Below are 17,199 nucleotides of genomic sequence, written 5' to 3' on the forward strand. Positions count from 1 at the left end.
ATTCGCATCAACTCGACTTCACTGCGCGTGAGCTTAGTCAGATCGAAACAGTGCTTCGGCACATTCACCCAACCCCCTGCGCGAGCGCTCCAGCGGTAATACACTCGCGGGTTTTGCACGCACCGCCTCCGAGCGTGCGCGGGGAGTGACGGGGTGGCGGATTCCGGAGGAATCACCCCTCGACGTCCCGTAGTGAAGGACGGACATCTCCGCGCCGCAGCGCGGCCCGTACTCAACTTCCGTGTTGGATAAGGTGATCTGAGGAGGATGGCGGCCAGGCCGACTCCGCCGGCGATCCACTGTGTACCGGAGAGCGGTACAGGCGCACATGCGATCGAAGCGGATCGAAAGGAACAGATTTCTGACCGACACGCGAGTGAAGCGCGTGGTCGCCGCCCGAACGAACAGGGGAACGGACATCTCATGGGGCCGACGCGGGACTACACCATCGAGTCACTCGACACCGGGCTGCGGCTGCTGCGGCTGTTCCTCACGGATGACTCGCTCACCGTCTCCGGCGCGGCCGCCCGGCTCTCCGTCGGGCGCTCCACCGCACACCGGGTGCTCAGCACCCTGGAGGGACGCGGCTTCGTGATCCGGGACGCCTCGGGCCGCGGCTACTCGCCCGGCCCCGAACTCATGGCGCTGGGCCGGCCCGCCGGGTTCGGCGCCGAGGACCGGGCACAGGTCGGTGCGGTACTGGACGACGCGGTGCGGCGCACCGGCGAGACCGTGCAGAGCGTCACGCTCATCGGGGACCGGATCCTCGTCACCGACGGCCGCGAGTCCCGGCAGCCGGTGCGGGTCGTGCCGGAGACGGGCCGCACCTACCCCGCGTACGCCACCTCGGGCGGCAGGCTGCTGCTCTCCCGGATGACCCCGGAACAGGTCTGCGCCCTCTACCCGCTGGAGCGGCTGGACGGGGACGGCCGACCGGACGGCTCACGGTCGGCGCTGCTCGACGAGCTGGCGGAGATCCGCGCGAGCGGATACGCGGTCGGCCGGGGCCGGCCGGTGCCGGGCATGCACACGGTCGCCGTCCCGCTGGCCGGCGCCGGCCGGCGGGACCTGCTCGCGCTGACGGCCTGCGCACCCGCCGACCGGGGCGACGACGCCGCACTGGTGCGCCACGCCGGGGAGCTGCGGCGGTCCGCCGTGCTCCGGCAGGTCAGCGGCGGGCCCCGCCGATGCGCCCCTCCAGCTGTACCAGGAGCTCGCTGAGCTGCGCGCTGAGCCGGTCCCTGGACTCCGCGTCGAGTCCGGAGAGCACCGCGCGTTCGTAGGCCAGCTGCTGCGGCAGCAGTCCGTCGACGAGGGCGCGGCCCTCGTCGGTGAGCCGCACGTGTGCGACCCGGCGGTCGCGGGCGTCGCTGCGGCGGTCGATGAGGCCGCGCTCCTGGAGGACCCGGAGGCGTTTGGTCACGGCCGCGCCGGAGGAGAACGTCTCCCTGGCGAGTTCGCCGGGGGTGAGTTCGCGGTCGGTGCGGCGCACCGCGCCGAGCAGGTCGAACTCGGCGCGGCTCAGCCCCGCCGCCCGCAGCGGGGCGTCCTCGGCCTGCTGGAGCAGGGCGGCGCAGCGGTTGATCCGGCCGATGAGCTCCATGGGCCCGGTGTCGAGCTCCGGGTTGACTGCCCGCCACTGCCGTACCACCGAGGCGACGATGTCGTCGGTCACACCGCTCCGTTCTCCGGGGCCGGGGCGATCAGCCCCTGCCGCATTGCTGTCGCCGCGAGCGTACGGTGTCCGGCCTGCTCGGCGGCGAGTACCTCCTCCTGGGGCAGGTCGCGCTGCCACCATTCGCCGGCCGCCGTGTCGTCCGCGTCGCGCAGCTCGACCAGGGATCCGGTGAGCCTGCGGCGGGCGGCATCGAGCGCGGCGGGGCCCCGGCCGGGGGCGGCGAGGGTCTGTACGGCGTGGGCGCGGGCCAGTTCGGCGGCGGCGAGCGCCGCTTCGACCCGGCCCGCGGCGCGCCGGTTGGTGACGAGCATCGCGGCGAGGAATCCGGCCGAGGCGCCGATGACGGTGTCCAGGACCCGGTCACCGATGAGCTGACCGGCCGGGTGGCTTCCGGCGTACTCCAGGACCAGCAGGGCCATCGGGGTCACGGCGACGGAGCCGAGCCAGTAGTTACGCGTGATCAGTGCCTCGGCGGCGAAGCTGAAGAAGAGGCAGAAGCCGATCAGGGCCAGCGGGCCGGTCCGGGCGACCGGGAGCACCGCCGCGAAGACCAGGACGCCGATGAGGTTGCCGACGGTGCGCTGGAGGGTCCGGTTCCAGGAGAGCGTGACGTTGGCCTGGTAGAGGGAGGCGGCGGTGACGATCGCCCAGTAGGGGCGGCCGACGCCGACGGCCGACGAGACGTAGCCGGCCAGGGCGCAGCCGATGAGGGCACGGGCCGCGATGGGCAGCAGCGGAGATCCGGGGCCGAGACGGCGGAGCAGCGCGCGGCGCGCCTCGCCGGGGCCGGTGGGTCGCAGTACCGCGCGTTCGGCTTCGATGCCGAAGAGTTCGGCGGCTGTTCCGGGGGCGGCCGGCGGGGTGGGCAAAGGTCCGCGGGCCCGGGTCCGGGCGGCCCAGTCACGCAGCACGGCGGGGTCGGTAGTGGCGGGGGCTCCCCCGTCGGCGGCGAGCGCGGCCTCCGCGTGCACCACGAGGCGTTCCAGCGCACGGCGTACGGGGGTGGGGCGTCCGGCGGCGAGGAGGGTCTGCCAGGCCGCGTGCACCGAGGCGACCGCGGCGCGCCGGGTGCCGTGGCCGGGGTCGGCGGCGTGGGCCGCGGCCGCGTTCAGGGCGCGGGCGGTCGCGTGGCGCTCGGGCCCTTCGCGGCGCACGAGCGCGGGAGCGGCGACGGTGACCAGCCAGGAGACCGCGCCCGCGCCGAGGGTCAGGGCGAGGTGGCCGGGCACCTGTCCCAGGTGCTGCGGGGCGAACAGGGCGGCGGAGCTGACGAAGGTGAAGATCAGCGGTCCGGGGGGCCCGATCCGGGTCGCGTCGCAGAACAGCTTCTGCCCGGCCGCCAGGAGCGCGCCGACGGCGATCAGGACGGCGGTCGAACCGGTCAGGGACGCGGTGATCAGGGACACCGCCAGTCCGGCGAGCATCCCGAGGACGACCCCGGCGACGGACCTGGCGCGCCGCGCGTACGGCAGGCTGTGGCCGTACAGCGCGCAGAGCGAGCCGGCCATCGTGTACATCACCAGGTCGAGGCGGTCGACGGAGAACAGCACCAGGTTGGGTATCGCGGTCGCCACGACCACGCTGGACGCCGGTTTGAGCCACATGTCCGAGGGCCGGGCCAGCCGCAGGGGTGCCGCCAGCGGGAGCCGGTGGACGGAGGGCTGCCTGCGCGGTCGTGCAGTTGTATCGCTCACTCAAATACGTTAGCAGGTATTACACCTATAAAACACTTGGATCGGGATCTCGCCCCGATGGCCCGCCGCCGTGCACGGCCATAGCGTTCACACCGGCAGTGCAATCGCACGGAACGAGACAGGCGCGGAGGAATCCGAATGAAACTCACGGCACCGGTGCCCGGTGGTCCCTGCTGGATCGAACTGAGCACCTCGGACGTCCCGGCGGCCAAGTCGTTCTACGAGAGGCTCTTCGGCTGGCGGTGCGAGACCGATCCGCGCGAGGAGGCGGGCGGCTACACGATGGCTCACCTCGGGGAGTCCCGCGTCGCCGCGCTCAGCCCCGTCTACCAGCCGGGGCAGCCCCCGGCCTGGACGGTCTCCTTCGCCACCGGGGACGTGGACTCCTCGGCCGGGAAGGTGACAGCGGCGGGCGGTTCACTGCTGGTCGGCCCGATGGACATCTTCGACCAGGGCAGGTTCGCGGTGGCCGCGGACCCCTCGGGCGCGGTGTTCTCGCTGTGGCAGGGGCGCGCGTTCGCGGGCTCCGACCTGTTCAACGACCCGGGCGCGCTGGGCTGGGCCGAGCTCGTCACCCGCGATGCCGGACCGGCGCTCACCTTCTATCCGGCCGTGTTCGGCTGGACGGTCAGCGCCTCGGAGTCGTACCCGCAGTGGGGCGTCGACGGGGCGGACTTCGGCGGTGTGCTGACGATGGACGAGAAGTTCCCGCCCGAGGTGCCGCCGCACTGGCTGCCGTACTTCGTCGTGGCGGACGTGGACGCGAGCGCCGAAGCGGCGAAGGGGGCCGGCGGCGAACTGCTGATGCCGCCCACGACCATTCCGCAGGGCCCGCGGATCGCCGTGGTCAGGGACCCCCAGGGCGCCGTGTTCGGCGTGCACTGCCTGGAAGGGTAGCCCCGACAGGCAGACCGGCCGGCGCGGCCTCGTCAGCCGGTCTGCTCGTCCGTCGCCTGTACGTGGTCCGCGATGCCGACGACCAGGACCCGGGTGCCGGGTTCGATCGGGCGCCAGCGGTGGACGAGGCCGCCCGCACAGTAGAGCGTGTCACCCCGCTCCAGGCGGTAGAAGTTGCCGTCCGCCTCGACCTCGGCCCCGCCGTCCGCGACGTACAGGATCTCGTCGTTGCGGTGCCTGAACTCGCGGCCCCAGTCGTGGTCCCCGGTGAACTCCAGGGCGTGCAGGCGCTGGTGGCCGCGGACCAGTGGGCGCATCAGGCCGTCGCCACCCTCCGCACCGGTCTCCCGCACGGACGCGGAGGCGCCGCGCACCACATCGACGGGCCGGGGCGCCTCCGCCGTGGCCAGCAGCTGGACCGCGGTCGTGTCGAGCGCGTCCGCGATGCGCTGGAGCGAACCCATGCTCGGCCGGGAGCGGCCGTTCTCGATCTGGCTGAGGAAGGGCGTGGAGAGCCCGGCCCGCCGCGCGACCTCCGCGAGGGTCAGCTCAAGGGCGCGGCGCCGTCGGCGAATTCCCGGGCCGACCAGGGGCGTGTCCGCCTCGCTCATCTCACTCACTCCGTGTCCCGCGTGCCGCACACCACAGCCGGCGGGGCAGTCAGCAGCCTACCGGGCCGGTTAATCTTTTAAGTCCCACCTAATAAAGTTAACCGGGAGGACCGATCCATGCCCCTCGTGGACCAGAACCAGCGACGGCGCCGCGGCACCGGGCTCATAGCCCTGGACGAGGAGGCCTCCTACGGCGGATACACCCTCTTCGCCCCGCTGACCGGCAGCGGCGAGGTGTATCTCGTCGACATGCGCGGCGAGGTCGTCCACCGGTGGAACCTCCCGCACCGGCCGGGACGGCACGCCAGGATCCTGCCCAACGGCAACCTCGCGTACAGCGGCGTCCTCCCGGACGAGCCGGCGCTCTTCCCGATGTGGCACAAGTACCGCGGCGGGATCATGCAGGAGATCACCCCGGACGGCACCGTCGTGCGCGAGCACCGCGACCGCTACCAGCACCACGACGCGTACCACTACGGCGACGGCCGGCTGCTGTACGCGGCGCTGGAGCCGCTGACCGGCGAGGCCGCCGCCTCGGTCCGGGGCGGGGTCCCCGGCTCGGAGCCGGACGGCACGGTCTGGGCGGACACCATCGTCGAGGTGGACGCCGAGGGCCGCACGGTCTGGGAGTGGAAGGTCTCCGAGCACCTCGACCGCGAGGCGTTCCCCCTGCACCCCGACTACTCGCGCGAGCACTACCCGCTGATCAACAGCGTGCTGCCGACGAGCGACGGCAACATCCTGGCGAGCCTGCGCTCGGCCTCAGCCGTGATCGTCATCAGCCGGGAGACCGGCGAGATCATCTGGCGCAGCGAGCCCGGGGTCGTATCGCAGCAGCACTGCCCGACCGAGCTGGAGAACGGCAACTTCCTGGTCTTCGACAACGGCGTCTTCCGCCCGCGCTGGGACGTGCCGTTCAGCCGGGTCATCGAGATCGAGCGGTCGAGTGGCACCATTGTCTGGGAGTACCACGACCCGGCACGCGAGTCGTTCTTCGCCCCGTTCATGGGCAGCGCCCAGCGGCTGCCGAACGGGAACACGCTCGTGACGGACTCCCCGGCCGGACGGCTCTTCGAGGTGACCCAGGACGGCTATCTGTGCTGGGAGTACATCGTGCCGTTCTTCGGCGGCTACAGGGAAGAAGAAGTGCGCAAGCTGTTCCCGTCCGAGCCCAACGCCGTGTTCCGCTCCTACCGCTACTCGGCCGGGGAACTCCCCTGGCTCGACGGCCCGAAGGGCTGAGCCGGACCATGGCCTCCCCCGTCCCCGAAACGGCCGCCCCCGACACGACCGCCGCCGCCGCACCGGCCCCCTCCGTCGCGCCCGTCGACGAGCGGCTCCCGCTCCCCCGGCTGGTTCCGCTCGCGTTCCAGCACCTGCTGGCCGGGGTGGCCGCCCCCGTCTCCTCGGTGATCCTGATCGGCACGACGCTGTCCCTGACCGCGTCCCAGACCGCGTCGCTGCTCAGCGCCACGCTCGTGCTCTGCGGCATCGGCGCACTGCTCCAGTCGCTGGGCGTACGGGCGCTGCGCGTCGGCGCCCGGCTGCCGTTCCTGATGCTGCCCGGCGGTGCGGCGGTGGCGATCTTCCTCCAGGTCGCCAAGGAGCACGGGCCCGCCACCGCCTCGGGTTCGGTACTGATCGCGGCGGTCTTCCTGATCGCCGTGCTGCCGCTCTACGGACGGCTGGTGCGGTTCTTCCCGCCTCTGGTGATGGGCACCACGGTGGTCCTGATCGGGATCAACATGATCAAGATCACCGCGCCGATGATCGCCTCGGGACCGGGGCTCGGCTTCGCCACGCTCGGCATCATCGCCCTGTTCTTCCTGTTCATGCGCGGTGTCTGGCGGCAGATGTCGGTGCTCTTCGGTCTCGTGGGAGGAACGGTCGTCGCCGCGGTGAGCGGTACGGCGTTCCACATGGCGCACGGCAGTACGTTCGCGCTGCCCGACCCGTTCCCGTACGGCACCCCGCATTTCGACCTGCTGGCAGCGGTACCGCTGCTGGTGTTCGCGCTCGCCTCGCTGGCCGAGGCGACCGGGCAGACCGTCCTGAACAGCGAGGCGGTGGGACGGACCCCCGACCCGGCCCGGGACGTCCCGCGGATCTCCCGCGCGGACGCCGTGACCTCGCTGGGCGCCGGGGTCTTCGGTACCTCGTTGATGGTGACCAGCGCGGAGAACATCGGCATCGTCCAGCTCACCCGGGTGCGCAGCCGGTTCGTCACCGCGGGCGCGGGGGTGCTGCTGATCCTGTGCGGGCTCATCACACCGCTCACCCGGCTGCTCGCGGCGATCCCGGAGCCGGTGGTCGGCGCGGCGGGGCTGATCATCTACGCGGTGATCGCGACGATGGGGTTCGGCATGCTCAGCCGCGAGGACCTCACGCACGGCACCAACGGCATCGTGGTCGCGCTCGCGCTCTGCGTCGGGCTGCTGCCGGTCTTCGCTCCCGAGATGTACGCGGGGATGCCGGTGTGGGCCCGGACCGTCTTCGGCAGCGGCGTGGCCGCCGGGGCGCTGGCGGCGGTGATCCTGGCGGCGGTGTTCGCCAGGCTGGGGCCGCCGGACGCGAAGCCGGAGCACCCTGCGGACTGAACGCGGCAGAGCGCCCGCGCCCCCTCACCGTGTCGGGTGAGGGGGCGCGGGCGCTCTCGCGTGCGGGTTCGCGGCTCAGCCGAGGCCTCGGGAGTCCTGCTTGAGGGCGGTGTCCACGGTCAGCGCCGTGGCGACCACCAGGCTCAGCAGGGGCTCGGGCAGCTGGTAGTGGATCTGCAGCACGTAGTTGTCCGCCGTGGTGAACAGCGTCTTGGCGAGACCTTCCCAGGTCTTGGTGATCCGGGCTATCTCGGCGTCGTTGTGGTCGACGATCGCGAAGTTCCAGGCACGCCAGTTCTCCGCCTTGATCGCGCCGACCTGCTGCCCGTCGACCATGATCGCGAAGTTGATCTTGCCGATGGCGTTCTGCTGGACGATCTCGCCGACCGGCTGCCCGTCGGGGCGCTGGACGATGACCTTGGACTTGATGAACTTCGCCGGACGGGTGAGCAGCAGCTGCGGCTGACCGTAGGCGTCACGGATCTCAAGACGGTGAGTCATGTACTGGTCGATGCTGCTGAGGAACCGCACCACCTTGCGGAGCGCGCTCTGACCGACCTCGACGACCGAGCCGACAGTGTTGCCGTGCTGGTCGAAGACGCTGTACTCGTTGGTGACCTCGATCAGCTTGGCCTTCTGGTTCACCACCAGGACCTGCTGGTTGAAGAGCGAGCCCGCACCCGGACCGCCGCCCTGCTGAGGGTGAGCACCCTGCTGCGGCATCGCGGCCTGCTGGGCAGGGGCCTGCTGCTGGTGCTGCGGGGCCGCCTGCTGCTGGTACTGCTGCTGGGCGGGGGCCTGCTGCCGGCCGTACTGCTGCTGGGCCGCCTGCGGCTGGTTGTGCTGCGGGGCCTGCTGCGGCACCTGCGCCTGGGCGGGGGCCTGGCCCTGGGCCGGAGTCTGCTGCCCGCCCGCCGGGTTGGTGTGCTCGGTCCACTGGGAGCCGTCCCAGTAGCGCAGCAGCTGGGGCGCGCCGTGCGGATCCGGATACCATCCCGCAGATACGTTCGAGTGCGTTGTCACCGGGGCACACTATCCCGCCACGCCGTCGGCGGGACCCCCTCCCCGCACATCCACAGCTTCCGATCCCGCATCGCACTCATTTGAAAGTTCACACACCGCTAGGATGTCCGGGATGAACAGGCTGAGCGGACGGACCGTCCGGGTGCGCGGCGCCCGCGTCCCCATGCTGCTCGGCTGGCTGCTGGTGCTGCTCTCCGTGGCGTCGTGCTGCTCGCTCGCGTCCGCGCGGTCCGACGGTACGCAGCACGAGACCGCCCCCCTCATCGCCTTCCGGTCCTTCACCCCGGTCACCGCCGTCGCGGCGCGGGTCGTGGTGGCCGACGCCCCGCGGGACCGGGGCACCGGGAGTTCCTGCCACGTCGCACCCGACGACGCGACGCCGGTCCTGCTGCCGTCCCCGCCCGCCCCGGCCGCGCTCCCCTCCGCGACCGCCGTCCTTCCGGCGGGTTCCCCGGCCGGGGCCGCCGGTATCCGGGGCCCCACCAACGACGCCGCCGGCGACGTGGACCATCTGACCCTCCAGGTTCAACGGATCTAGGGCCTCTCGTTTGGATCATGCCGGGCTCGCGGTGTCCGGCACGCACATCTGCGGCGTTGTCGTCGGTCGCCAATGCTCCGCATTCACTCCCTCCTCCGCCTCGCAGCCGCACGCACCGGACACCGCTCCCTGATCCGGCCTGATCCAAACGAAAGCCCCCAGGCCTTCCGAAAGGCCACAAGGGCCGTCCCCCGGTCTCTCCGGGGACGCTTCCGCCTGCCCGCAATCCGTCCGGCTCACCGAACCAGAGGACCCACCATGGCCTCCGCCAAGAAGCACACGCCTGCCAACGCCCGCCGCGCCAAGCTGGAGGAGGCCCGCCGCAAGGAGCGGGCCCGCGAGCGCCGCAGCCGCATCGTCACGATCACCGCCGCCGTCGCAGTCCTGGCCGGCCTCGTCGCGGGCGGCGGCTATCTGATGAACCGCGCGGACAAGCAGGACAAGGCCGAGACGGCCGCCAAGTCCTCGCCCGTCAAGGGCGAGAAGAACTGGGACAAGCTCGCGCGCGAGCACGTCGACAAGAAGGTCGACTACCCGATGAACCCGCCGGTCGGCGGCGACCACAACCCGGTGTGGATGAACTGCGACGCCGACGTCTACACCGACGCGATACCGAAGGAGAACGCCGTCCACTCGCTGGAGCACGGCGCCGTCTGGGTCACGTACAACGGCAAGGCGAAGCCCGCCGACGTCAAGAAGCTCGGTGAGCGGGTCTCGGCCACCCCGTACTCCCTGATGAGTCCCGTCGAGGACCAGGCGGCCCCGCTGATGCTCAGCGCCTGGGGCAAGCAGGTGACCGTGACCAGCGCCTCCGACGCCCGGGTCGCGCAGTTCTTCACGAAGTACGTCCAGGGCCCGCAGACCCCCGAGCCCGGTGCCGCGTGCGGTGGCGGAGTCGCCAAGTGACCCCCTCGGCCCGGTCCGCGGCGCGGGCGTCCCGCCCGCTGGTGCTGGCCGGCGGCGCGCTGCTGCTGCTCGCACTGGCCCTGGTCGCGCTCATGCTGGCCCGCCCCTCCGCCTCGGCACCGGCACCGGCCGGGAAGGCGGCGGTGTCCGCTCCGGCCGAGACCTCGGCGGACGTGGGGTTCGCCCGTGACATGTCGGTCCACCACCAGCAGGCGGTCGAGATGTCGTTCATCGTCCGGGACCGCACCACCGACGTGGCGGTGCGCCGGCTCGCGTTCGACATCATCAACACCCAGGCCAACCAGCGCGGCATGATGCTGGGCTGGCTGGAGATGTGGGGCCGTGCGAAGAGTTCGCCCGGCCCGCCCATGGAGTGGATGGGCCACACCGTCACCCCGCGCGGCGACGGGGCGCTGATGCCCGGCATGGCGACCGACGCGGAACTCGACGCGCTGCGCGGGGCGAAGGGCAGGGACGCGGAGGTGCGGTTCCTGCGGCTGATGACGGCGCACCACCGGGCCGGCGCGGACATGGCACAGGCCGCCGCTGCCGCCGCGGGAACCGACGAGATCAGGAACCTCGCCTCGGGGATGGTGCTGGGCCAGCGCTCGGAGATCGCGGTCATGGCGGACATGCTCGAGGAGCGCGGGGCCGCCGGCTGAACCGCCGGCCCCGGACACGCCTCTTGAGCAGGGCGTGTCCGGGGCCGCGGTCCACCGCATCCGGACCGTACGGGCGTACGGGATCGCATAGGCTCGGCACCGATATGAAGAGCAACCTCACGCCGCTGGGGCCCAAGGCCGACAAGGACACCGTCCGGCGCAGCAACCTCAGCCTCGTGCTGCGAGCCGTCCGCGAAGAGGGCGAGGGCGAGGCGACCCGGGCCGGGGTCGCCGCGCGGGTAGGGCTGACCCGGGCCGCCGTGTCCTCGCTCGTCGAGCAGCTGCTCGACAGCGGGTTCCTCACGGAGTCGGGCAAGACGTTCAGCGGTCAGGCGGGCCGGCCCGGCACCGCGCTCAAGATGGCCCGGACCGGTCCGGCCGGGCTCGGCGTCGAGGTCAACATCGACTATGTGTCGGTGTGCGTCGTCGACCTGGCCGGCACCGGCCGGGTCCGGCTCACCGAGCACCTCGACAACCGGGGCGCGCCACCCGCCGAGGTGCTGGCGCGGGCGGCCAGGATCGCCGCGCGGACCCTGGAGTCGGCGGGCGAGCAGGAGCTGTTCCCGGTCGGGGTCGCACTGGCACTGCCCGGTCTGGTCTCGGGCGGCGCGGTGCGCCAGGCCCCGAACCTGGGCTGGAACCAGGTCCCGGCGCAGGAGCTGTTCGCGGCCGCGCTGGCCGCCGAGCGGCCGGGCCACGAGGCGCTGACCGTGAGTTCGGAGAACGAGGCCAATCTCGCGGCGCTGGCCGAGCTGTGGTTCGGCGGGCTGGAGCGGATCCGGAGCTTCCTGTACCTGACCGGCGAGATCGGCGTCGGCGGCGCCCTGGTCATCAACGGCGAGCTGCTGCGCGGTGCGCACGGCTTCGCCGGTGAGATCGGGCACGTGGTGGTTGACTCGCAGGGGCCGCAGTGCCGGTGCGGTTCACGCGGCTGCCTGGAGCAGTACGCGGGCCAGGCGGCGCTCCTGCGGGCGGCCGGGATCGAGGAGACCGGCAGCGGCATCGGGGTCGCCGAGCTGGAGCGGCGCACCCGGGCGGGCGAGGAGCGGGCGGTCGCCGCGGTCGCCGGGGCGGGCCGGATGCTGGGCCGGGTGCTGTCCGGCGCGGTGAACCTGCTGGACCCCGACGCCGTGGTGCTCGGCGGGATCTACCGGAACCTGATGCCGTGGCTGTCGCCGCCCGTCGACGAGGAGCTGACGGACCGGGTCGTGTCCGGGCTGTGGTCCCCGGGCAGCGGCCGGCTGCGCGCCTCCTCGGTCGCGGGTGACGCGGCCCGGGGTGCGGCGGCCCTGGTCATGACGGACGTGCTCGCGGACCCGGTGGCGTACGCGGGCCGGGGTACGGCCTGAGGGTCCGCACGACGCGGGGGCGGACGCGCCGGGTGTGCGCGTCCGCCCCCGCGGCGGGTCAGCGGACGCCGAGCAGGTGGTCCATCGCCAGCTGGTCCAGGGCCTCGAACGCCATGCCGCGCTCGGCCGCGGCCGTCACGTCGAACTCCTCGTAGGCGGTGCGGTCGGCCAGCAGCCCGGCCACACCGTCCGCGGCGGTGGGCTGCGCCAGCTCGTCCAGCCGGGAGGCGCGCAGCGCGTCCTGGACGGCCGGGTCGGCACGGAAGGCGGCGGCCCGGTCCTTGAGGATCAGGTAGTTGCGCATGCAGCCCGCGGCCGAGGCCCAGACGCCGTCGTAGTCCTCGGTCCGCGGCGGCTTGAAGTCGAAGTGGCGCGGGCCCTCGTAGCCGGCCGTCTCCAGCAGGTCGACGAGCCAGAAGGCCTGGCGCAGGTCGCCGGCGCCGAAGCGGAGGTCCTGGTCGTACTTGATACCGGACTGGCCGTTCAGGTCCAGGTGGAACAGCTTGCCCGCCCAGATGGCCTGCGCGATGCCGTGGGCGAAGTTGAGCCCGGCCATCTGCTCGTGGCCGACCTCGGGGTTCACGCCGTACAGCTCGGGGCGCTCCAGGCGCTCGATGAAGGCCAGCGCGTGCCCGACGGTCGGCAGCAGGATGTCGCCGCGCGGCTCGTTCGGCTTGGGCTCGATGGCAAAGCGGAGACCGTAGCCCTGCTCGGTGACGTACTCGCCGAGCAGGTCGAAGGCCTCCTTCATCCGGTCCAGCGCGAGCCGGATGTCCTTCGCACCACCGGACTCCGCACCCTCACGCCCACCCCAGGCCACATACGTCTCGGCGCCCAGCTCGACGGCCAGATCGATGTTGCGGATCACCTTGCGCAGCGCGAACCGGCGCACGTCACGGTCGTTGGACGTGAACCCGCCGTCCTTGAACACCGGATGCGTGAACAGGTTCGTCGTCGCCATCGGCACCTTGAGACCGGCCGCGTCCAGCGACTGGCGGAACCGCTTCACGATGCCCTCGCGCTCGGAGTCCGTCGAGCCGAACGGGATCAGGTCGTCGTCGTGGAACGTCACACCGTAAGCGCCGAGCTCCGCGAGCCGCTGCACGGAGTCGACCGGGTCGATCGCCTCCCGGGTCGCGTCACCGAACGGGTCGCGCCCCTGCCAGCCCACGGTCCACAGGCCGAAGGTGAACTTGTCCTGCGGGGTGGGGGTGAAACGTTCGGTCATGGTCCAACCGCCTTCGGTGCCATGGGTCCGCAGCCGGTCGGGCGGCCGAACCTCAATTTGTTCAGTGTCATGACTAATCATGCACGGAGCGCCCCGGCGACGTAACCCCCCGACTCGGCCTCATACCCAATCCCTCACGCGAACACCCGTGCGACCATCCGCTGGACCCTTCGACGGAAAGCCACCCCACCCCCTGTTCCCAGCCCGTTCGATCACCTAATTTGTTCTCCGTACGATCAAATACCCGCAGGGCGGTGCCCCGGCATCCCACGGCGCGGGACCGATCCCTGAGGCCAGAGAATGAGGTCAGCCATGCCGCCGCATACCGTCGTCATCGGTGTGGACAGCTCCACCCAGTCCACCAAAGCGGCCTTCGTCGACATCGCGACCGGACGGCTGCTCGCCGTCGGCCGCGCCCCTCATGTCGTCACCGGTGAGGCCGGGGCCCGCGAGACGGACCCCGAGGTGTGGTGGCAGGCGCTGCGGGACGCGGTCGCCGCCGGCCTCAAGGAGTCCGGCGTCCAGGCGGCCGCCGTCGCCGGGATCGCCGTGGCGGGCCAGCAGCACGGCCTCGTCGTCCTGGACGCGGACGGCCGTCCGCTGCGCCCGGCGCTCCTGTGGAACGACACCCGCTCCGCCCCCCAGGCCGCCGCCCTCACCGAAGCCCTGGGCGGGGCCGAGGCCTGGACCGCGCGCACCGGATCGGTACCGGTGGCCGCGATGACGGCGTCGAAGTGGCAGTGGCTGCGGGAGAACGAACCGGCCACCGCCGCGGCGACCTCGGCGATCCGGCTGCCCCACGACTTCCTGACCGAGCGGCTCGCCGGCCGCGCCGTCACCGATCCCGGTGACGCCTCCGGCACCTGCTGGTACTCCACGGCCACCGGCACCTACGACCCCGAGCTGCTCGAACTCCTCTCCATCGAGCCCGCGATGCTCCCCGAGGTTGCCCCGAGCGGCGCGGCCCGCGTCGGCTCACTGACCGCCGACGCGGCCGGGGCGCTCGGCCTGCCCGCCGGGATCGCCGTCGCCGCGGGCACCGGGGACAACATGAGCGCCGCCGTCGGCCTCGGGCTCGGCGGCGCCGGGCTCCTGGACCACCCGGTGCTCAGCCTCGGCACCTCGGGCACCGTCTTCGCCGCCTCCCGGACCAGGCCTGCCTCCCCCGCGCTCTCGGGTTTCGCCGCGGCCGACGGTACGTACCTCCCACTGGCCTGCACCCTGAACTGCACGCTCGCCGTCGACAAGGTCGCCGCCCTGCTCGGCCTGGACCGCTCCGACGCCGCACCCGGCGGCGAGGCCGTGCTCCTGCCCTACCTGGACGGCGAGCGCACCCCCGACCTGCCCACCTCCGCCGGCCTCCTCACCGGCCTGCGGCACGACACCACCCCCCAGCAACTGCTGGGCGCCGCCTACGAGGGCGCGGTCTTCACCGTGCTGCGCGCGCTCGACGAACTGCTGCGGGCCTGTGGGCTCGACCCGGCCGACCCCGAGGTGGCCGCCCGTCCGCTGCTGCTGATCGGCGGCGGCGCTCAGGGGGCGCAGTGGGTGGAGACCGTACGGCGGCTGTCCGGGCGCCCGGTGACCGTACCCGCGAGCGGCGAACTCGTCGCGCTGGGCGCGGCGGCCCTCGCCGCCTCGGCCGCGACGGGCACGGACCCGGTCGCCGTCGCCACCGACTGGCGGACCGGCGAGGACCGGCAACTGGCCGCGGTGGAACGGGACCTGACCACCTGGGACCGGATCGGCTCGGTACTGGACCGGGCGGCCGGACCGCTGCTGGGCGCGGACCGTCCACGGCACTGAGCGCGAGCGCCGACGGACCGTCAGCGACCCGTTTTGGATAGCGAACTGATGTTCACTACTATCCGGCGATGATCATAAGAAGAAGGCTGACGGTCGGGGTGGGTATTCTGCTCGCCACCCTGACCGCCGGGCTCGGCTCGGCCCTCCCCGCCGCAGCCGATGAAACCCCCACGAAAGCGTCCCCCAAGGTCGAGCTGGTGCTCGATGTCAGCGGTTCCATGCGGACCCGCGACATCGACGGCCAGTCCCGGATGACCGCGGCGAAGCAGGCGTTCAACGAGGTCCTGGACGCGGTGCCCGAGCAGGTGCAGCTCGGTATCCGCACCCTCGGCGCCGACTACCCGGGCGACGACCGGAAGGTCGGCTGCAAGGACACCAAGCAGCTCTACCCGGTCGGCCCGCTGGACCGCACCGAGGCCAAGACCGCGGTCGCCACCCTCGCCCCCACCGGCTGGACCCCGATCGGCCCGGCGCTGCTGGGCGCCGCCGACGATCTGGAGGGCGGCGACTCCACCCGCCGGATCGTGCTGATCAGCGACGGCGAGGACACCTGCGGACCGCTCGACCCGTGCGAGGTCGCCCGCGACATCGCGGCGCGCGGCATCCACCTGGTCATCGACACCCTCGGCCTGGTGCCGAACGAGAAGATCCGCAAGCAGCTGACCTGCATCGCGGAGGCCACCGGCGGCACCTACACCGCCGTCCAGCACACCGACGAACTCTCCGGCCGGGTCACGCAGTTGGTCGACCGGGCGGCGGAGCCCGTCGTCACCCCCGTGGCGACCGAGGGCACGGCCGGCTGCACCGACGCCCCCAAGCTGAAGCCGGGCCTGTACACCGACCGCGAGAAGATCGGCGAGCACCGCTGGTACCGGGTGGAAGTGCTGCCCGGCCAGGAACTGCGCGCCTCGGCCAGCGTCTTCGCGGACCGCGCGGTGAACAACGACTACGGCACGCTGCTGCGCGCGGTGACCGTGCACGGCCGGGAGATCGTCAGAGGCTCCGAGTCCGGCACCGGGCGCACCGACGCCATCTCGTCCGGACTGCGCTACCCGAGGCCCGAGCAGGACGATGACGACGAGGAGCCGGTCCCGGAGACCGTCTGCCTCCAGGTCAGCAACTCCTTCTCGGCGCCCGCCTCGGTGAAGACCTCGCCCGGCATGCCGGTCGAGCTGACCATCGACGTGGTGGACGGGCCCGACAACGCGGCCGACGTCGCCGCGTTCGGTCTCGGCCGCGGCTGGTGGCTGCTCGGCGTGCTCGTCCTCACCGGACTGGTCGCGGGCCTGCTGACCGGCTGGATCTCGCGCTGGCGCATCGCCGTCTGGAGGACCAACCGATGATCCGTACGACACGTGTGCTCGCGGGCGCGCTGCTGACCGGCCTCGCCCTGCTGACCGGGGCCGGAGCCGCCGTCGCGGACGACCCGTCACCGAGCCCCAGCGCCTCCGGCGACGGCTCAGGACCCACGGAGGCGGGCACCGCCTTCCGTACCGCCACCGCGATCCAGCAGAACCAGACCGCCACCGCGGGCGGCTCCACGGGCGACTACCTGTACTGGGTGTTCCCGGCCGACGCGGGCCAGCGGGCCACCGTCAAGGCGAAGGTCACCCTGCCCGAGGCAGCCACCCGGCACGGCGTCTCGACCTGGCAGGTCGACGTGTACGACGGGCTGCGCCGCCGCCAGGCCTGCATGTACGGCAAGCAGACCGGCAAGGCCGCCGCCGATGCCACCACGGTCGAGCTGACGTGTGTCCTGCGTACCGTCCGGGCCTGGTCCGAGCCGTGGGCCAACGACCCGCTGCCCGGCAGCTATTACGTCCGCCTCACCGTCGTCGATCTGCCCTCGTCGGATCTCGGTCTGCCGGTGCGGACCGAGGTCGAGGTCACGTCGGCCGGGAAGGGCGGTGCCGGGGACGTCGACGGCACGCTCTCCAAGCCGCTGGTGCCCGGTGTGTCCACGGCCGACCAGGCGTCGGACGACCAGGCCTCCACCGACGGCGCATCGGCCGCCCCGGTCCCGCTCGCCGGTGAGCCCGAGGACGGCTGGGCCTCCGGCTGGTGGACCGACCGCTGGCTGTGGACCGTCGGCGGCGGGGTGCTGGGCGCGTTCGCGGCCGTCTTCGGCTACTCGCTGACCCGCGGCGGCGGCCGCCCCTCCCGGGTGCCGCCGGGCATGTGACGCAGCGCCGTCGGCCGGTCCGGAACCA

16 protein-coding genes are annotated in these 17,199 nt (G+C 72.5%); 11 read left to right on the forward strand and 5 right to left on the reverse strand.

The window, feature by feature from the left end:
• Positions 1-423 precede the first annotated feature (423 nt).
• Positions 424-1,221, forward strand: coding sequence for an IclR family transcriptional regulator (locus tag ACGFU6_RS03840; protein ID WP_393607905.1), 798 nt, complete (start codon positions 424-426; stop codon positions 1,219-1,221).
• Here the strand turns inward: ACGFU6_RS03840 and ACGFU6_RS03845 are convergent.
• Together ACGFU6_RS03845 and ACGFU6_RS03850 are read right to left on the reverse strand one after the other, a co-directional pair.
• Positions 1,169-1,675: a MarR family winged helix-turn-helix transcriptional regulator gene (locus ACGFU6_RS03845; RefSeq protein WP_123530764.1), complete on the reverse strand. Its 507-nt coding sequence runs from the start codon at positions 1,673-1,675 to the stop codon at positions 1,169-1,171. The two genes, ACGFU6_RS03840 and ACGFU6_RS03845, sit on opposite strands and share 53 nt — an antisense overlap.
• Positions 1,672-3,372, reverse strand: a complete 1,701-nt coding sequence (locus tag ACGFU6_RS03850; RefSeq protein ID WP_393607906.1) for an FUSC family protein — start codon at positions 3,370-3,372, stop codon at positions 1,672-1,674. Before ACGFU6_RS03850 ends, ACGFU6_RS03845 begins: the two co-directional genes overlap by 4 nt.
• A 138-nt stretch (positions 3,373-3,510) precedes the next feature.
• Here ACGFU6_RS03850 and ACGFU6_RS03855 point away from each other — a divergent pair, with 138 nt between their 5' ends.
• A complete protein-coding gene (locus tag ACGFU6_RS03855) occupies positions 3,511-4,269 on the forward strand; it encodes a VOC family protein (protein ID WP_393607907.1) in 759 nt (252 codons plus the stop codon).
• Positions 4,270-4,301: 32 nt separating this feature from the next.
• On the opposite strand, the gene ACGFU6_RS03860 is transcribed toward ACGFU6_RS03855, so the two are convergent.
• Positions 4,302-4,880 carry a helix-turn-helix domain-containing protein gene (locus tag ACGFU6_RS03860; protein WP_393607908.1) on the reverse strand — a complete coding sequence of 193 codons (579 nt, stop codon included), beginning with the start codon at positions 4,878-4,880 and terminating at the stop codon, positions 4,302-4,304.
• Positions 4,881-4,997: 117 nt separating this feature from the next.
• Here ACGFU6_RS03860 and ACGFU6_RS03865 point away from each other — a divergent pair, with 117 nt between their 5' ends.
• Together ACGFU6_RS03865 and ACGFU6_RS03870 are read left to right on the forward strand one after the other, a co-directional pair.
• Complete coding sequence (locus tag ACGFU6_RS03865) at positions 4,998-6,122, forward strand: aryl-sulfate sulfotransferase (RefSeq protein ID WP_393607909.1); 1,125 nt, start codon at positions 4,998-5,000, stop codon at positions 6,120-6,122.
• 8 nt (positions 6,123-6,130) lie between these two features.
• Positions 6,131-7,477, forward strand: coding sequence for a uracil-xanthine permease family protein (locus ACGFU6_RS03870; RefSeq protein WP_393607910.1), 1,347 nt, complete (start codon positions 6,131-6,133; stop codon positions 7,475-7,477).
• A gap of 75 nt (positions 7,478-7,552) precedes the next feature.
• Here ACGFU6_RS03870 and ACGFU6_RS03875 read toward each other — a convergent pair whose 3' ends face one another.
• On the reverse strand, positions 7,553-8,500 hold the full coding sequence (locus ACGFU6_RS03875; RefSeq protein ID WP_393607911.1) for a phospholipid scramblase-related protein: 948 nt from the start codon (positions 8,498-8,500) through the stop codon (positions 7,553-7,555).
• Positions 8,501-8,612: 112 nt separating this feature from the next.
• Between ACGFU6_RS03875 and ACGFU6_RS03880 the strand changes: the two genes are divergently transcribed.
• The 4 genes from ACGFU6_RS03880 to ACGFU6_RS03895 all read left to right on the forward strand — a co-directional run bounded on the left by ACGFU6_RS03880 (position 8,613) and on the right by ACGFU6_RS03895 (position 11,955).
• Entirely contained in the window at positions 8,613-9,038 is a 426-nt protein-coding gene (locus ACGFU6_RS03880; protein WP_393607912.1) for a hypothetical protein, read from the forward strand.
• 258 nt (positions 9,039-9,296) lie between these two features.
• On the forward strand, positions 9,297-9,944 hold the full coding sequence (locus ACGFU6_RS03885; RefSeq protein ID WP_393607913.1) for a DUF3105 domain-containing protein: 648 nt from the start codon (positions 9,297-9,299) through the stop codon (positions 9,942-9,944).
• A gap of 92 nt (positions 9,945-10,036) precedes the next feature.
• Positions 10,037-10,606, forward strand: a complete 570-nt coding sequence (locus tag ACGFU6_RS03890) for a DUF305 domain-containing protein (protein ID WP_393608356.1) — start codon at positions 10,037-10,039, stop codon at positions 10,604-10,606.
• A gap of 104 nt (positions 10,607-10,710) precedes the next feature.
• A complete protein-coding gene (locus ACGFU6_RS03895) occupies positions 10,711-11,955 on the forward strand; it encodes an ROK family protein (RefSeq protein WP_393607914.1) in 1,245 nt (414 codons plus the stop codon).
• A gap of 58 nt (positions 11,956-12,013) precedes the next feature.
• Here the strand turns inward: ACGFU6_RS03895 and xylA are convergent, their stop codons facing one another.
• On the reverse strand, positions 12,014-13,183 hold the full coding sequence (gene xylA / locus ACGFU6_RS03900) for a xylose isomerase (protein ID WP_393607915.1): 1,170 nt from the start codon (positions 13,181-13,183) through the stop codon (positions 12,014-12,016).
• A 312-nt stretch (positions 13,184-13,495) separates the two neighbouring features.
• On the opposite strand from xylA, the gene xylB reads away from it, so the two are divergent.
• The 3 genes from xylB to ACGFU6_RS03915 all read left to right on the forward strand — a co-directional run bounded on the left by xylB (position 13,496) and on the right by ACGFU6_RS03915 (position 17,171).
• Entirely contained in the window at positions 13,496-14,989 is a 1,494-nt protein-coding gene (gene xylB / locus ACGFU6_RS03905) for a xylulokinase (protein ID WP_393607916.1), read from the forward strand.
• Positions 14,990-15,057: 68 nt separating this feature from the next.
• Positions 15,058-16,332, forward strand: a complete 1,275-nt coding sequence (locus ACGFU6_RS03910; RefSeq protein ID WP_393607917.1) for a VWA domain-containing protein — start codon at positions 15,058-15,060, stop codon at positions 16,330-16,332.
• Entirely contained in the window at positions 16,329-17,171 is an 843-nt protein-coding gene (locus ACGFU6_RS03915) for a hypothetical protein (protein ID WP_393607918.1), read from the forward strand. The genes ACGFU6_RS03910 and ACGFU6_RS03915 overlap by 4 nt, the downstream gene beginning before the upstream one ends.
• The last annotated feature ends 28 nt before the right edge of the window (positions 17,172-17,199 follow it).

This window comes from Streptomyces sp. NPDC048462, assembly GCF_043200175.1.
Lineage (GTDB): Bacteria > Actinomycetota > Actinomycetes > Streptomycetales > Streptomycetaceae > Streptomyces.

Coding starts and splice junctions, on each gene's coding strand:
- ACGFU6_RS03870 (WP_393607910.1), top strand. CDS start 6,131: ATGGCCTCCCCCGTCCCCGAAACGGCCGCCCCCGACACGACCGCCGCC.
- ACGFU6_RS03880 (WP_393607912.1), top strand. CDS start 8,613: ATGAACAGGCTGAGCGGACGGACCGTCCGGGTGCGCGGCGCCCGCGTC.
- xylA (WP_393607915.1), bottom strand. CDS start 13,183: ATGACCGAACGTTTCACCCCCACCCCGCAGGACAAGTTCACCTTCGGC.
- ACGFU6_RS03840 (WP_393607905.1), top strand. CDS start 424: ATGGGGCCGACGCGGGACTACACCATCGAGTCACTCGACACCGGGCTG.
- ACGFU6_RS03910 (WP_393607917.1), top strand. CDS start 15,058: ATGATCATAAGAAGAAGGCTGACGGTCGGGGTGGGTATTCTGCTCGCC.
- ACGFU6_RS03860 (WP_393607908.1), bottom strand. CDS start 4,880: ATGAGCGAGGCGGACACGCCCCTGGTCGGCCCGGGAATTCGCCGACGG.
- ACGFU6_RS03890 (WP_393608356.1), top strand. CDS start 10,037: ATGCTGGCCCGCCCCTCCGCCTCGGCACCGGCACCGGCCGGGAAGGCG.
- ACGFU6_RS03915 (WP_393607918.1), top strand. CDS start 16,329: ATGATCCGTACGACACGTGTGCTCGCGGGCGCGCTGCTGACCGGCCTC.
- ACGFU6_RS03885 (WP_393607913.1), top strand. CDS start 9,297: ATGGCCTCCGCCAAGAAGCACACGCCTGCCAACGCCCGCCGCGCCAAG.
- ACGFU6_RS03895 (WP_393607914.1), top strand. CDS start 10,711: ATGAAGAGCAACCTCACGCCGCTGGGGCCCAAGGCCGACAAGGACACC.
- ACGFU6_RS03865 (WP_393607909.1), top strand. CDS start 4,998: ATGCCCCTCGTGGACCAGAACCAGCGACGGCGCCGCGGCACCGGGCTC.
- ACGFU6_RS03855 (WP_393607907.1), top strand. CDS start 3,511: ATGAAACTCACGGCACCGGTGCCCGGTGGTCCCTGCTGGATCGAACTG.
- xylB (WP_393607916.1), top strand. CDS start 13,496: ATGCCGCCGCATACCGTCGTCATCGGTGTGGACAGCTCCACCCAGTCC.